Below are 15,488 nucleotides of genomic sequence, written 5' to 3'. Positions count from 1 at the left end.
TGATTTGTGACGAAAAGTAAAAGAATGATAAAGCCGTTAGTCCCGGCTTTATTATTTTTGATGATACGTCCACCTGAGAAGAAAAAATGAAAACAATCCCCGCATTGTACAAAATCTGCTTGCTTCTTTTCTTTCCTCTTTTTCTGATGCTGTGCAGTCAGGCACATGCTGAACAAATTGACCTGGATGATTGCAGTTTATTGATAGCCCAACCCCTGCGTGCCGACTTTCAGGATTGGATAAACAAAAACCGTAAACAGGCATCCAGCGGCAATGTCGACGCATTGAAAATGCTGGCGGAAGAAGCGAATAACCGCCTTGCCTGTTTTGAAGATCTGCTGATGGATAATTCAGAATGGACAATGACGTTCACCAGAAAAAATGGTAGTAGTGAAACCAGGTCGAATACCGGTATTGCCGATATTAAAAAATATGACTATGCCTATGCAGCACTCAAGGACGCTATCAACTACATGCATCAAGCAGGCAAGAAAGACCCGGCTTATCGTGGCTTGTCGGCGCAACTGGTACTGCGTTATGTGACTGCCTTGCCAGAACGTGTGGAAAGCGCCTATGAAGATGTCAGTGGCGCCAATCAGCTTGAATGTGTCATGAAGCGAAAATTTGCCAATCGTGATGCGCGCTACGTCTGTTCATCACATCGCACGACGATGGCCCAACTGGGCGTGAAATTACCGGCAGGCCGTCGTCCTGTACTGGATGCCAAAGGGCAGCAATGGGCGGAAGATTTCCCAGTAAAATAAATGCTGCGGACACAAGATAAATTCATTTTAATTTCGTTTTAATTTCATTTGTTAGCTAGCGTACAGACCAGAAAACTTATTCAGTGCAGGCTTTTTTATGCATGCAATGTTTGCGTGATGCGGTCAACAGATTGCGACTTCAAACGTTATAGGCATTAGTAGGCTGTAACAGTCCACTGAGTATCAACAAGTCAGTTTGCCTTGATGCTGCTGTCGCTTTAGCAAACTTATACAGAACTTATTTGATCAATAGAAATGAGTTCTTGTTTGACGAAATGGAAGACATCATGAAAAATACTTCAATAAAAAAGGCGCTGTTTTTTGCTGCTGCCAGTGCCGCATTATTGATGAGCAGTCATTCCCAGGCGCAGAACGTTGGTGTGTCTGTTCAATTTGGACAGCCCGGGTTTTACGGCCACGTTGATATCGGCAATTTCCCCCAGCCACAAGTGTATTATCGTGAACCCCGTATAGTGCGCAGGGTCGATGTGGTGCAGCCTCCGATGTATCTGGTTGTGCCACCTGGTCATAGAAATAAATGGGACAAGAACTGCTATCGCTACAATGCCTGCGATCGTCAGGTGTATTTCGTACAGGAAAATTGGTACAACACCCAGGTTGTGCCACGCTATCGCGATGGTTATTATCGCGAATATGACGACAGGCGTAATGACAGGCATGGCGACTACAGACGTGACGAAAGGCGCGACGACAGACGCGGCGACCGCCGTGATGAAGGCCGTCGTGGTGACGACCATGGACGTGGCTATGAACATGGCCGCGGGCATGACAGGGATTAAGCGTTAATTCAGTGTTGAATTCTGCGTTTAATTTCGGATTGAATTAAGCGCTGATCAGGTAAGCTAATCAAGGGCCGCGTTGCGGCCCTTGTCATTGACGGTAATCAGCATTTATTTCATCACTATTTTTTCTTTCCACGCCTGAATCGCTGCTTGCCAGAAAGTGGGAATATCCTCAACTGCCGAAGTCAGTTTCAAGCCCAGAAATTGCGCTGCCGGTAGCAGGGCTTCGTGCAAGACATCGTTGTCGCCACGATCAAACGCCAGCGCACCGGTTTGTTTCGACAGCTTTTCACCCAGGGCATTGGTGACTACTGGCACATGCAGATAAGCCGGGGTCGGCAAGTTCAGCAGGCCTTGCAAATAAATTTGCCTGGCAGTCGAATCAATCAGATCGGCACCGCGTACCACATGGGTAATCTGCTGGGCGGCGTCATCCACCACCACCGCTAGTTGGTAGGCCCAGAAACCGTCCGCCCGCTTCAGCACAAAATCACCAACTTCGTGACCCAGGTCTTGTGTCTGTGTTCCGCACAGGCGGTCTTCAAAGCCAATGATGTCATCCGGCACGCGCAGACGCCAGGCTCGGGCAATTTTTCCGGCAGCCAGGCCATGACGGCAGGTGCCGGGATAAATCTGGCTGGCAGCTTCGCCGAGACGCAGGCGCGAGTCGGCGATTTCCTTGCGGGAGCAGGCGCAGGGGTAGACCGCGTCGCCCAACTGTTGCAAGGCCGCTTCATACAGCGGCTGGCGCTGACTTTGCCAGGTGATCTCTCCATCCCACTGCATGCCGCTGCGTTGCAGCGACGTGATGATTTGCTGATCTGCAGCTTTGACGTTGCGGTCAAAATCCAGGTCTTCTATGCGCAGCAGCCACTGGCCATCGTGGGCTTTGGCATCCAGGTAACTGGCCATGGCGGCAACCAGGGAACCCATGTGCAGCGGGCCGGTGGGTGAAGGGGCAAATCGCCCTGTGTACACTTGTTTTGCTTGCATGAATGTTCTTCAATTACCGATCAACATGCGTTGCGCGATAGGGTCTTGCAACTTTTGTAAAAACCATCCTAGAGCCTTGCCTTTGTTGGCGCTGCGCCAGACCAGGCAATTTTCTTCCGGCGGACGGATGGCCTCGGTCTTTTTTTCTATCAGGGCACCGCTGCGCAAATGGGGCAAAGCCAGCCTGCGCGGCAAGTGCCCGCAACCCAGCCCTGCCAGTTGGGCCGCCAGTTTGGCTTGCAGGGTGGGGACGGTCAGCGTATCTTGTCCGCTTAACAAACCGGCCGTCATGGAAGGCAGGGTCAGGCCGGTGTCACCAACGGCAATCGCCCGGTGTGCCTGCAAAATGGCTGGCGTTAACAATCCTTCTGCCAGCGCCAGCGGATGTTGCGGGGCCACCGCAAATACCCAGTCCATACTACCCAGCGGGCGGGTTTGAAATTCACCACGCATGCGTATGGCATCTGGCCCATAGTAGGCGGCCCCTATGGCCAGGTCGGCGCGGCCAGATACCATGGCTTCCCAGACGCCGGACAAAATCTCATGACTGATACGGATGCGTGTGCCACAGTTTTGTTGTTCAAATTCCTTGATCAAGGGGATCATGTCATCGAATTGTATGATGCCATCAATGACGATGCGCAGTTCCGCCTCCCAGCCACTGGCGGCGCGTTTTACACGATTTTCCAGTTCTTGTGCGCTGTTCAGCAGGTGCCGCCCTTGTAATAGCAATTCTTCGCCTGCAATGGTCAATTTGGCACGATGGCCGCGCCTGTCAAAGAGCAGGACATCCAGGTCTTCTTCCAGCTTGCGTATGCTGTAGGTGATGGCGGACGGTACCTTGTCCAGTGCGGCAGCTGCCGCCGCAAAGCTGCCTTTACGATCTATCGCATCGAGGATTTGCAGGGCTTCCAGAGTGAGGTTCATGATTGTTCAAAAAATTTGAATGAGATGTAGAAAATTCTACCCTTATCTGATTGTTTTTGTTTGTATATAGTACGTTCATCGCCTGAAAACAATATTCAGGAATTTTGAAAGGACTTATATGATTACGCTTAGATCGTCACAAGAACGCGGCCATGCCGAGCACGGTTGGCTCAAATCGCATCACAGTTTTTCATTTGCTGAATATTATGACCCACAGCATATGGGTTTTGGTCCACTACGTGTCATCAATGATGACTGGATCGCCCCGGCGATGGGTTTTGGTACGCATCCACACCAGAACATGGAAATCATTACCTATGTGCTGGAAGGTGCGATTGCCCACAAAGACAGTATGGGTAATGGCAGTACGATACGTCCGGGTAATGTGCAATACATGAGTGCAGGTACCGGCGTGCGTCATTCGGAATTTAATCCGGCCAATACCGAACATACGCGTCTGCTGCAAATCTGGATACAGCCAGATCAAGTGGGCGGTGAACCACTGTACGGCGAAAAAGAATTCAGCCGTGAAGAAAAACAGGGCCGCTTGCGCCTGGTGGCATCGGGTGACGGTGCGGATGGCTCCATCAAAATCCGCCAGAACGCCAGTCTGCAGATAGGTTTGTTCGATGCAGGGCAAAGACAGGAAGTGGCACTGGCAGCAGACCGCCTGACCTATGTGCATGTGGCACGCGGTGAGTTGACCGTCAACGGTTTGAGCCTGAAGGAAGGCGACGCCGTAAAAATCCAGGATGAAGAAAAACTCATCCTGGAGCAGGGCAAGCAGGCAGAAGTGCTGGTATTTGATTTACCTCACTGATTGACAGCGGACACAGGCGCTACTCCAGCAGTAGCGCCTGTGTTCGCCTATTATTTTCCAACATTAGGAGTAAGAACATGACTAAAGTCGCCATTATTTATCATTCAGGTTACGGCCACACCACCAAGGCTGCTGAAGCGGTGCATGCGGGTGCTGCGGCAGCGGGTGCCGATGCAGAACTGATCAAGATTGATGCCGAAGGTAATATCACTGACGCGCAATGGGCCAGCCTGGCGGCAGCGAATGCCATCGTGTTTGGTTCACCTACCTACATGGGTAGCGTATCCTGGCAGTTCAAGAAATTTGCCGATGCGTCTTCCAAGCCCTGGTATAGCCAGGTCTGGAAAGACAAGATCGCTGCCGGCTTTACCAATTCTGCGTCGATGAATGGTGACAAACTGTCGACCCTGCATTACCTGTTCACGCTGTCGCAACAACATGCCATGATCTGGGTAGGCACAGGCCTGATGCCAGCAAACAGCAAGGCGGCACAGCGCAATGACATCAATTTCCTTGCCAGCTCCAGTGGTTTGATGACGCAATCCCCATCCGATTCTTCACCGGAAGAAGGCCCATTGCCTGGTGACCTGGAAACAGCGAAACTGTTTGGCAAGCGTATTGCTGAAGTGGCGAAGAAATTGGCTTAAGTCAATTTTAGCTTTTGTAGTGGCAATGAAAAAACCGGCTGCGTGCCGGTTTTTTTTGTTGTGGTGTACTGTTATTTGCATTCGCCTTCAGGCACCATATAAAACAATCCCCAACCGTGACCATCGAGGTCGTGAAAGCCACAGTCATACATGAAACCCTGGTCTTGCGGTTCTGTCGGGACGGTCGCACCGGCAGCTTTGGCCTTGGCGATCAAGCTGTCTACGTGTTCACGGCTGTCGCAAGGCAGGGCAATCAGGACTTCAGTTTTCTCTCTGGCGTCACTGACAGGTTTGGTGGTGAAGCTGGCAAAGAATTCTTCCACCAATAGCATGGCGTACAGGTTTTCACCCAATATCATGCAGACCCCCTTGTCATTGCTGAATTTCGGTTCAAAACTGTAACCCAGGCTGCTAAAGAATGCTTTGGAACGTGGCAAGTCCTTGACCGACATGTTGATATAGATTTGCTTATGCATACTCTTTTCCTTTAAATGGTTGCTGGCAAGTTCAAAGTCCGCACCGGGCGCACTTCTATGCTGCCATGCTGGGCCGGTGGGATTTTTGACGCCAGTTGTATGGCTTCATTCAGATCCCTGGCATCGATGAGATAGAAGCCGGCCAGCATTTCCTTGGTTTCGGCAAACGGGCCATCAGTCACAGACAATTGCCCGTTTCTTACCCTGACCGTGGTTGCTGTATGCACAGGGTGCAGGGGTTCGGCAGCCAGCATGTGGCCACTGTCCATCAAGTCCTGTGCATACCCCCCACATTTTTCATCTGGGCAGGCATTCCAATGCTCATTGTCGAGATAAACCAGACATAGGTATTTCATACGGTCTCCAGCAAGGATGAAACAAAATCAGATAGGCAGCAAAACGCCGTTGATATTCCAGGGTGTGCCATATTTATCCTCCAGCATGCCCCAGGATTTTGCCCAGAATGCGGGTTGTACAGGCATGGTGATTTTGCCGCCTTCTGCCAGCGCATTGAAGATCCGTGTGGCTTCTTCAGTCGTATCGTAATTCAGGCAGAACGTCACACCTTTGATACCTTCATATGGTATATGCTGCGGGCAATCACCAGCGTACAGCATTCCACCATCCGGCAATTCAAGCCGTGCATGCAAGATGCGGTGCGCGGATTCTGGCGGCATCATGGCTGCCATGGGGGATTCTGCGCCACTCATCATGACGGTGATTTTACCGCCCAGGGTTTGTTCGTAAAAATACATGGCTTCCTTGCAGTTGCCGTTAAAACTCAGATAAGCGATAGGATGTGGCATGATTATTAATTCCTTAATTAGTTGATTTCAAAAAGGGGCGTGAAAGCGTCTCCACATCAGATAGTCGATTGGCGAGACAGCAAATCGACATCAATCCAAAAAATTAATTTTTATTTTTTATTTCAGCCAGCTTGTTTTGCAAAAAACGACGCTCTGGTTCTTGCTTGCACAGGGTCAGGGCCTGCGCATAGGATAATCTTGCCTGCTGTAAATTACCGCTGCGTCGCTGCAAATCTGCCCTGGCGGCGTGGGCCAGGTGGTAGTTTTGCATTTCATTATTTTGTAGCAGACTTTCCACCAGTTGCAAGCCTGTTTTCAATCCGGCGCTGCACATGGACAGGGCAATCGCACGATTCAATTCGATGATGGGGCTGGCTTCGACACGCAGCAGGGCATCATATAAGCCGACTATCTGCGGCCAATCAGTATCGGCATAGCTGGCTGCTTCTGCATGCACGGCAGAAATGGCAGCCTGCAGGCTGTAAGCACCAAAGCGGCCTGAGCGCAAAGCCTGTTCCACCAGCACCGATCCTTCGGCGATCAAAGCCTGGTTCCACAATTGCCGGTCTTGCTGTTCCAGCGCGATCAGCTCACCCTGGGTATCGGTACGGGCAGGGCGGCGGGATTCATGCAAGAGCATCAGTGCCAGCAAGCCGCTGACTTCTGGTTCGGGCAATAATTCTTCCAGCAGTCTTGCCAGACGTATCGCTTCTGCGGCCAGGTCAGGACGCAGGGCCGATGCACCGGCAGAGCTGGAGTAAGCTTCATTGAAGACCAGGTAAATCACCCGCAACACGCTGTGCAGGCGCGCTGGCAAGTCGGCTTTTTCTGGCACCTGGTAGGGAATATTCGCATCACGGATTTTTGCCTTGGCGCGCACGATGCGTTGCGCCAGCGTCGGTGCCGGGGTCAGGAAGGCGTGGGCGATTTCTTCGGTCGTCAGGCCGCACACTTCACGCAATGTCAGGGCGACCTGGGCATCTGCTGCCAGTGCCGGGTGGCAGCAGGTAAAGATCAGGCGCAGCCTGTCGTCTTCCATGATTTCTGCTTCACCGGGCAGGGTGCTTTCATCCGCCAGTGCTTCTACCGTATTGATATGCTGGTCCAGCGGATCAAAACGTCTTTGCCGCCGAATACTGTCGATAGCCTTGTAGCGTCCTGCCGATACCAGCCAGGTGTGCGGGTGATCGGGCATACCTTTTTGTGGCCATTGTTCCAGTGCGGCCTTGAAGGCTTCATGCAGGGCTTCTTCTGCCAGGTCGAAATCACCCAGCAAATGCACCAGCGTCGCGAAGACGCGCCGGCTGTCGCGCCGGTATATATCCTGAACGCGTTGTTTGAACTGTTCGTGCTGGGGATTGCTGCTTGCCGTCATCACCTGGATCACCCATGGCTGTGAGTATCAAGCCAGACCGAGGCAAGCACAGGGCTATGCGACAGTGGTGGAATGCACTCGTCCGGGTGGTCAGAAGTGTAACACTATCGGAAGGGAGCATGTCACCTGACACGCTCCCATGAGATGACTGCTACAAACCAAATACCAGTTTTTCTGTTTTCGGGTCTTTGGCCATCATGAATCTGACGATAGATTCAACGGTCACGGTATCGATCTGACCCGCCATGCGACGATCGAAGGGGTGATCGTCAAAGCTCACATTGGCCCTGAACAGGCGTGCCCCCAGCCGGGTGGCGGCGGAGATTTGCAAGGTATCTGGCTGGTAGGCTGCTGCTTTCAGCCAGGCCTGGGCCTGACTGCGGGTTTCTATCTGCATGTCCGTGGCCTGGGCCGCAGCAATAACTTCCAGCGCCCATTGATTGGAATTCTGGTAAGTCGTTGAAAACGGATAAGACAACATATTGTAGCGGGCCGCGTGCAAGCCCTTGGCACGACCATTGGCCATGACAAGTTTGAGGCTTTGCTGCAGTTCCGGGCCAGGGATGAGAATCAGGGTTTCAAAGGCGAACATGTCGTCCAGGAAGAAATTGCCCAGGCCTTCACGAAACAGGTCAGAATTGGCGGTGCCACACTGGTTCAGTTCATGCATGACTGACCAGGTGCCATCGGGCATATGCTGTATCAGCCCCAGATGGGAATAGCGCAGCTTGTATTTGGATAAATCTTGGCCAACCCGGGCGATGATGGCGATTTCTGCCTTGCTGTCATCCAGCCTGAGTTTGGTCTTTTGCGCCAGTTCCAGTGCCTTCATGGCCTTTCTGGGGTCAAGCGCACTGTCTTCACAAGGGCGTCCGGCAAAGGACGGCAGGCTGAATGCCAGGCAGGCCAGCAGCAGGCAAACCCTGATCCAGGTGCTGCCACCTGTCTGTAGCCGTCTCAGTACCGGGCGCTGCATCATTGCACCTTGTTGTGATGCATGAGCGCACTGCCGACTTCATTCGGTATGAATGCCAGGGCCTGACCGGCGCTGACCAGCAGATAGCCGGTAGTGGTGGCGCTGACTTCTATCACTGCACCACTCACCAGGGCGGCTTTTTCTATGCCCTTGCCAGACAGCTTGACGGTCGCGCTGGCTGCTTGGGTTGAACCTTTCAATACCACGGTGACACCATCGGCAGCTGCTTTTACGCTATCAACGACCACCACGCCAGAACCCACCACCATCGACATGCTGCCCAGCATGACGATGCCAACGCCTGCGGACAGGGCTTCGGAACCATTCGATGGGCCACATGACAGGCAATCACCGGCCTGCGCCTGGGTGACAAACAGGCTGGATGTCACCAGGGAAGTAATCAGGACTGTAGTGCGGGCAAATCTTTGCAATCGTGTTGACACGGTATCTCCTTCGTTGATGTAAGACCTCACTGTATGATGAGACCATAAAAGTGCAAGAAATTTGTCATTAGTAGCAAATAGTTACAGAAAAGGTAGCGAAATACGATGCCTTTTCGAGTGCCGACATGGCAAATGCACAAAGGGCCGGAAAACGCCGGCCCTTTGCTTGTGTCATCAGGACACCTGGTTGATTTACCAGATGGCGACGCGTTTTTCTGGTGTCAGGTACATCTTGTCACCAGGCTTGACATCAAAGGATGTATAGAAATCAGGGTGATTGACCATGCTGCCGTTGACGCGGAATTCTCCAGGTGAATGGGGATCGGTCTTGACCAGGGTAACCGCACGCTGTTCGCTTGATTTGTTGCGTCTGGCCTGTGCCAGGCCCATGAACAGGCGCTGTTCTGCCGTCCAGCCATCGATCACCGGTGCCGGTTTGCCTTCCAGCGACAGTTTATAGGCACGCAGGGCCATGACAATACCGGCATTGTCGGCAATGTTTTCACCCAGCGTCAGCTCACCATTGAGGAAATAGCCAGACACCGGGCTGTAGCCATTGTATTGATTGACCAGCGCCCTGGTTTTGTTCTTGAATTTTTCCTTGTCTTCGGCGGTCCACCAGTTACGCAGATTGCCATCGCCATCGTACTGTGAACCCTGGTCATCAAAGGCATGGCTGATTTCATGGCCAATGGAAATACCCAGTGCGCCATAATTGAAGGCATCTTCGGCATTCACATCAAACAGCGGCGATTGCAGGCGCGCCGCCGGGAACACGATTTCATTCATCTCCGGACTGTAATAGGCATTTACTGTTTGTGGCGTCATATGCCATTCTTCGCGGTCGATCGGTTTGCCCAGCTTTGCCACTTCTCTTTCGTGGGCGAAGGCACGCGCACGCATCAGGTTACCAACCAGGTCATCGCTGCGGATAGTCAGTTTGGAATAATCCAGCCATTTGTTGGGGTAGCCGATCTTGACACTGATCTTGGATAATTTGATCTGTGCCTGCTTTTTGGTTTCCTCGCTCATCCAGTCCAGCGTACCTATGCTTTGTTTAAACGCCGCCAGGAAATAGCGCACCATTTTTTCAGTACGTTGTTTGACTTCAGGAGAAGAGTATTTTTCTACATAGGCCTTGCCCACTGCTTCGCCCAGCACCTGGTCGACCAATGCCACACCGCGTTTGTCGCGGGTACGGTTTTCCTGGATACCAGCAATCAGTGCACCTTTGAAGGCAAAATCTGAATTCACAAAATCGGATGACAGGAAAGGTGCGTACCCGTTGACCAGATGCCAGGTGAAATACGATTTCCAGGCGTCGAGCGTGTTCGTGTTCAAACTCTCATTCAAGCCTTTGATATAACTTGGTTGTTGAACGATCAGCTCATTGATTTTGCCTGCCATGCCGGCCGCTTGCAGATAGGTTTGCCAGTCGTAAGCGGGCGTCAGCGCTGGCAAGTCATTGATGGCAAACTTGTTGTAGCTTTTGACCGGGTCACGGTTTTCGACTGCCGTCCACTGCGCTTTGGCAATTTCAGTTTCCAGCGCGACGATGTTTTTGGCCTGCTCGGCCGCATTTTTTTCACCCGCCAGTGTCAGCATTTTTTCTATATGCGCCTGGTATTTGTTGCGGATATCCGTCATTTTGGGATCATCCAGCTTCAGGTAATAATCACGGTTTGGCAAGCCAAGTCCACTCTGAGAAACGCCCACCACATATTGACTGGAATTTTTATTGTCCTGATGAATGCCAACGCGCAGCGGCGTCGTCACACCGATTTGGTGGAAGTGAGCGATCAGTGTCGGTATCGATTTTTTGTCTGACAGCGTGGCGATGTTGACCAATTCGGTTTTCAGTGACTGTATGCCGAGTGCATTCAGTTTTTTCTCATCCATGAAACTGTTATACAGGTCACCGATTTTCTGCTGGTCGGTGCCAGGCGCTGTATTGCCGTCTTTTGCCGCACCTTCGACAATGCTGCGCAATTGCTGCTGTACATCTTCACGAGCCTGCATGAAGGTGCCCCAGTCTGATTTGTCGGACGGTATTTCATTCGCCTTCAGCCAGCCGCCTTGTGCATAGCGGTAAAAATCATCCTGTGCGCGCGTCGCTTTGTCCATGTTTTCTGGCTTGATGCCAGAGCCCAGGGCGGCGGTCTTGATTACCGCACTGCCAGGCGCCGAATCGGCAGCCTGGCAGATGGGTGCCAGCAAGGCAAGTGTGAGGGTGCTGAGAAGAAGACGTTTCATATTGTTCCCTGTATATCGGACTTACGAAAAAATGCCCCAGCTGCGTTGCAGCTCCTCGCCGTACTAAAGTACTGTCTTCGTCGCTGGCGCCTTGCTGGGACAATTTTTCGTAAGTCCTATTTATGTTCTATGTAGACCGTAAGCGGCTAGTTATGCCGGGTGAGAAGCCATTGTTTCTGGCAACAGGTCTTTGACCTGTCAGCAGAACCTTAGTTCCAGCTTGGTTTTAATATGCAAAGCAAAAAGCGCATTGCTGAATTGATCAGAAACGCGCTTTCTATTGTAGAGGCTAGCTGGTCGTTGCTGGCGGGATTATCCGGCAGTGGCTTCTGCTGAAATGGTCGGGTCACTGGCACCAGTCGATTCTTTCTTGCAATGCGGGCAAGATTTGCCAGATATATACCACGGGGACAATTGCTCACGCGGCGTGACGACGGCGCGACAGGCAAAGCATTGTTTGGTATCGGTGGCTTCCAGTTGTGGATTGAGTGCAGTGCGGTAGTCAAACACAAAGCAATCGCCATGGTAATGATCACCACCGACTTCTTCAAAGTACTTGAGTATGCCGCCTTCCAACTGATACACGCTGTCAAAGCCAACATTCTGCATATGGATGGCGGCTTTTTCACAGCGTATGCCCCCGGTACAGAAAGTCACCACAGTCTTGTCGTTCAGGGCATCGCGGTTGGCTTCGATGACAGCCGGGAATTCGGTGAACTTGGCAATGCGGTAATCGATCGTATTGTCAAAGCTGCCAACGTCCACTTCAAAATCATTGCGGGTATCGACCATCACCACGGGTTTGCCATGGTCGTCATGGCCCTGGTCCAGCCAGCGTTTCAGCGTGTGGGCATCGACGGCGGGCGCGCGGCCTTCTTCCGGCTTGATCAACGGCATACGCATGGTGATAATTTCTGCCTTCAGCTTGACCAGTATCTTGGTGAAAGGCTGGTGGTCAGAAAAACTTTCCTTGGCAACCACGTCTGCAAAACGCGGGTCTTGGTGCAGCCAATCCATATACGCATCAATTTCATGGCGCAAACCGGCCAGGAACATATTGATGCCCTCTGGCGTCAGCAGTATCGTGCCCTTCAGATTGAGTTCCTTGCATTTGTCCAGAAACACCTGGCGTTTTTCAGCGGTGTCATTGAAAGTGATGAACTTGTAGGCAGAAATATTGACGTAAGGTTTATCGGGTGTTTGTATTACAGCGGGCATGATGAAATTCAGTAAGTCATTGATTTGGCAGCATTATAAGCGATTTAATCAGGCTTTTGCGGTCCACAGCATCTCGACATGGGGAATATCGTCTTCCAGATAGATGTCGGAAACCGTCTCAAAACCAAAGCTGCCATAGAATTTTTCCAGGTAAGCCTGGGCACCTATGCGGATGCTGGCTGCCGGGTAAAGCCTATGCAAAGCCTTGATGCCATTTGCAATTAAAGCTTTGCCAACACCGGTGCCGCGCCAGTCCTTGGTGCTGATGACGCGTCCCAGCGAGGTTTCGGTAAAGGCAATGCCGGCGGGCACGATGCGCAAGTAAGCGGCTACTTCGTCTTCTGGTGTCCAGGCAGTCAGGTGATGCGATAGTGGGTCCTTGCCATCCACATCCTGATACACGCAGTTTTGTTCAATGATAAACACGCCAGCGCGCGCCTGATAAATTGCATGCAATTGCAGATTGCTTAATTCGGCAAAGCTGACACATTGCCATTGCAAATCGTTTAAGTCTTTAGTCATACTCATCAATATTTTTTCTGGGGTTCTTTCACTGCTGTCTGGAATAATGTCCTTGACAAACAATAACGAGTAAATTCCCTCCCTTTCAAGGGGATGGTTAGGGTGGGGATGGGTTTCGGTTGATTAACTACAAAATGTAATTACGTCGGAAACCCATCCCCATCCCAACCATTCCACCGCGCAGCTTGCAGGCTGCTTAGAAATTTGCGGCACAAAGCTGCGCTTTGCGAATTCCCACAAATTTCCCCTTGAAGGGGACGGAGCTTTAAGCACGACCATTGGCAAATAATATTCAATTGCAGAATTAAGTCTCCGACCTAGAAAAATCATTAAGACACGGTTCGTACTTGCTGTTCAAAACGAGTCAAGCACATTATTCCGGACAACATTGGGGGTTCTTTGAAAGTCGCTAGCTTACATCTGTCTGAACAAATGTGCATAGACTCTACTCACCTGTAGTTTGTCATCACTACCTTTGAGCTTCAGACTGATCTTGCCTGTTTCATCCTTGGTGGCGATCTGTATGTGCAAGGTATTGACCACGGTGCTGCGGTGGATTTGCCAAAAGATGCTGCTGTCCAGTTGCGGCAATAATTCGCGCAGGCTGCTGCGTATCAGGGATGAATGTTCTTTGGTGACGACATTGATGTATTTGTCCGTGGCTTCAAAATACAGTACGTCATCGACCGGTATCATGCGGATCTGGTTGCCGACGGCAGCGCGGATAATGCGCAGGCGTTCTGGTGTTGCCTGGTTGCCAGTGTTAGTACCAACTGACAGTGCCTGTCCTGGCACCAGGTGGCGTAATTGTTCCAGCACCCGTTCCAGCTCATTCGGCCTTTGTGCCCCGTCATCCAGTCTGGCTTGCAATCTTTGTACGGTCTTTGCCAGGCGTTCTTCGCTGACTGGTTTCAGGACGTAATCGGATGCCGAATGTTCAAAGGCTTGTATCGCATATTCATCATAGGCCGTCACATACACGATCAGGGGGAAGGCTTTGTTATCTGGCCATTCTTCGGCCAGCTCCTGCGCCACTTCCAGCCCGGTCTTGCCAGGCATCTTGATGTCCAGGAACAGGATGTCAGGCTGTTTGTCCAGGGCTTCCTGCACAGCATGTACGCCATTCTCGACGAGTGCACACAATTCCAGTTCAGGCCAGAGTTTTTCCAGCATCTTTTGCAGGGTCAGCGAAAGTATCGGTTCGTCTTCGGCGATCAGGGCGCGTTTGGCTGTTGTCGTCATTGGTAGGTACTCACATTCAATCAGTTAAAGAGGTATGGTGAGATGGGCAATTGCGCCCTCGGGTTGATTGGCTTGCAGGCTGAGGCTGGCTTGTGGCCCATACAGGGCTTGCAGGCGATCGCGGATATTGGCATTGCCGATATGCTGGTCTGCATTGCTGGTGTTCTTATTGTCATCATAATTAAAGGGCAGACCCAGGCCGGTATCAATGATTTTCAGATGTAACTGCATGCCCTGTTTTTCGGCGACGACGTGGATGCTGCCGCCTTCCATTTTAGGTTCCAGACCATGCTTGATGGCGTTTTCCACCAGGGGTTGCAGCAGCATGGGGGCGATGGCGGTCTGCTGCAAATCATCGGGCAAATCCAGGGTGTAATGCAGGCGCTTGCCCATGCGTATGGCCAGCAATTCCAGATAGGCTTGCATGAGGGTAAATTCATGCTTCAGCGTGGTTTGTTCTGCCCGCGAAGAACTCAGGGTGGTACGCAAATACACGATCAGTTGCGCCAGCATGTGTTGCGCGCGTGGCGGGTCGATAGCGATCAAGCCCTGCAGATTGGCCAGAGTGTTGAACAGCATATGCGGCTCTATCTGGGCTTGCAGCAATTGCAGTTGTGCCTGCATGGCCTGTTTTTCTGTGGCGGCGTTCTTGGCTTTTTCTGCTTCGGCAGCAGCCACCAGTTCCGACATCCTGATGCGGCTCCAGAATGACCAGGCCGCCACGATGCTGACAATACTGGTCAGGGTGAAAAAACTGCTGACATACGACCATTCGAAATGCATGACATGCTTGATCGGGTAGCTGAAAACCAAGGCAGCCAGGCTGGTGCCAGCGACGAAAGCGATCGGTGCCACCACCAGGCACATGACATAGAAGCCTATGTGATGCGGTTGCCCATCACCCCAGATCAGGCGTTTCGTCAGCTTGATCAGGCTGTAAGCAGAAAAACCGATGAACATGGAAAAAATAATATTGTCCAGCAGGCCGCCGCCGGCGCGCATTACATAAGTGACGGCAAAGCCGCAAGTCACATTGATGACCATCAGACGGGGCAGGTCTGACAAAAACTGCCGTGCAGCCATCCGCAAAAACGGTAACAGGCGTGAACCCAGATAAGCTTGCAACTGATGTAAAACGGTGTTGTTCATAGTGTGGCTGACGGTGGATTTGCCAGTCTGCAGAGTACACTGGCCATGCTGGCAAAGACATCATAACAGGACGA

Annotated in this window: 17 protein-coding genes; 4 read left to right on the top strand and 13 right to left on the bottom strand. The window is 51.7% G+C overall.

The features are described 5' to 3' along the window. The first annotated feature begins 86 nt into the window (after window positions 1-86). A complete protein-coding gene (locus ACO0LM_RS20550; protein WP_423039445.1) occupies window positions 87-764 on the top strand; it encodes a hypothetical protein in 678 nt (225 codons plus the stop codon). 287 nt (window positions 765-1,051) lie between these two features. Beyond that, window positions 1,052-1,564 carry a hypothetical protein gene (locus ACO0LM_RS20545; protein ID WP_423039443.1) on the top strand — a complete coding sequence of 171 codons (513 nt, stop codon included), beginning with the start codon at window positions 1,052-1,054 and terminating at the stop codon, window positions 1,562-1,564. 111 nt (window positions 1,565-1,675) lie between these two features. Here ACO0LM_RS20545 and gluQRS read toward each other — a convergent pair whose 3' ends face one another. Both gluQRS and ACO0LM_RS20535 read right to left on the bottom strand, forming a co-directional pair. Further along, window positions 1,676-2,560: a tRNA glutamyl-Q(34) synthetase GluQRS gene (gene gluQRS / locus ACO0LM_RS20540; protein ID WP_423039441.1), complete on the bottom strand. Its 885-nt coding sequence runs from the start codon at window positions 2,558-2,560 to the stop codon at window positions 1,676-1,678. A 9-nt stretch (window positions 2,561-2,569) separates the two neighbouring features. After that, window positions 2,570-3,487 (bottom strand): LysR family transcriptional regulator, encoded by a 918-nt coding sequence (locus tag ACO0LM_RS20535; protein WP_423039439.1) that lies wholly within the window; start codon window positions 3,485-3,487, stop codon window positions 2,570-2,572. Window positions 3,488-3,605: 118 nt separating this feature from the next. Between ACO0LM_RS20535 and ACO0LM_RS20530 the strand changes: the two genes are divergently transcribed. Both ACO0LM_RS20530 and ACO0LM_RS20525 read left to right on the top strand, forming a co-directional pair. Next, a complete protein-coding gene (locus tag ACO0LM_RS20530; RefSeq protein WP_422985800.1) occupies window positions 3,606-4,307 on the top strand; it encodes a pirin family protein in 702 nt (233 codons plus the stop codon). A 77-nt stretch (window positions 4,308-4,384) separates the two neighbouring features. Further along, complete coding sequence (locus ACO0LM_RS20525) at window positions 4,385-4,954, top strand: NAD(P)H-dependent oxidoreductase (protein WP_423039437.1); 570 nt, start codon at window positions 4,385-4,387, stop codon at window positions 4,952-4,954. A gap of 71 nt (window positions 4,955-5,025) precedes the next feature. Here ACO0LM_RS20525 and ACO0LM_RS20520 read toward each other — a convergent pair whose 3' ends face one another. The 11 genes from ACO0LM_RS20520 to ACO0LM_RS20470 form a co-directional block, all read right to left on the bottom strand. Next, window positions 5,026-5,430 (bottom strand): VOC family protein, encoded by a 405-nt coding sequence (locus ACO0LM_RS20520; RefSeq protein WP_423039435.1) that lies wholly within the window; start codon window positions 5,428-5,430, stop codon window positions 5,026-5,028. 11 nt (window positions 5,431-5,441) lie between these two features. Further along, window positions 5,442-5,786, bottom strand: a complete 345-nt coding sequence (locus ACO0LM_RS20515) for a YciI family protein (protein ID WP_423039433.1) — start codon at window positions 5,784-5,786, stop codon at window positions 5,442-5,444. Between the two features lie 27 nt (window positions 5,787-5,813). Continuing rightward, entirely contained in the window at window positions 5,814-6,236 is a 423-nt protein-coding gene (locus tag ACO0LM_RS20510; protein ID WP_423039431.1) for a VOC family protein, read from the bottom strand. Between the two features lie 103 nt (window positions 6,237-6,339). After that, entirely contained in the window at window positions 6,340-7,611 is a 1,272-nt protein-coding gene (locus ACO0LM_RS20505; protein WP_423039429.1) for an RNA polymerase sigma factor, read from the bottom strand. 151 nt (window positions 7,612-7,762) lie between these two features. After that, complete coding sequence (locus tag ACO0LM_RS20500) at window positions 7,763-8,590, bottom strand: DUF2145 domain-containing protein (RefSeq protein WP_423039427.1); 828 nt, start codon at window positions 8,588-8,590, stop codon at window positions 7,763-7,765. After that, the gene (locus ACO0LM_RS20495) at window positions 8,587-9,030 is read right to left on the bottom strand and encodes a hypothetical protein (RefSeq protein WP_423039425.1); all 444 of its coding nucleotides are present in this window, start codon (window positions 9,028-9,030) and stop codon (window positions 8,587-8,589) included. The genes ACO0LM_RS20500 and ACO0LM_RS20495 overlap by 4 nt, the downstream gene beginning before the upstream one ends. A gap of 192 nt (window positions 9,031-9,222) precedes the next feature. Then, window positions 9,223-11,283 (bottom strand): M13 family metallopeptidase, encoded by a 2,061-nt coding sequence (locus ACO0LM_RS20490; RefSeq protein WP_423039423.1) that lies wholly within the window; start codon window positions 11,281-11,283, stop codon window positions 9,223-9,225. A 312-nt stretch (window positions 11,284-11,595) separates the two neighbouring features. Further along, entirely contained in the window at window positions 11,596-12,501 is a 906-nt protein-coding gene (locus ACO0LM_RS20485) for a sulfurtransferase (protein ID WP_422985818.1), read from the bottom strand. A gap of 48 nt (window positions 12,502-12,549) precedes the next feature. Next, window positions 12,550-13,029, bottom strand: a complete 480-nt coding sequence (locus ACO0LM_RS20480; protein WP_423039421.1) for a GNAT family N-acetyltransferase — start codon at window positions 13,027-13,029, stop codon at window positions 12,550-12,552. A 408-nt stretch (window positions 13,030-13,437) separates the two neighbouring features. Continuing rightward, on the bottom strand, window positions 13,438-14,265 hold the full coding sequence (locus ACO0LM_RS20475; RefSeq protein WP_423039419.1) for a LytR/AlgR family response regulator transcription factor: 828 nt from the start codon (window positions 14,263-14,265) through the stop codon (window positions 13,438-13,440). 24 nt (window positions 14,266-14,289) lie between these two features. Beyond that, a complete protein-coding gene (locus tag ACO0LM_RS20470) occupies window positions 14,290-15,414 on the bottom strand; it encodes a sensor histidine kinase (RefSeq protein ID WP_423039417.1) in 1,125 nt (374 codons plus the stop codon). Window positions 15,415-15,488 lie beyond the last annotated feature (74 nt).

It is taken from the genome of Undibacterium sp. Di26W (assembly GCF_049340265.1).
Classification (GTDB): domain Bacteria; phylum Pseudomonadota; class Gammaproteobacteria; order Burkholderiales; family Burkholderiaceae_D; genus Undibacterium.
The sequence above is the reverse complement of the archived record's forward strand: the minus strand, read 5'-3'. Positions and strand labels throughout refer to the sequence as shown.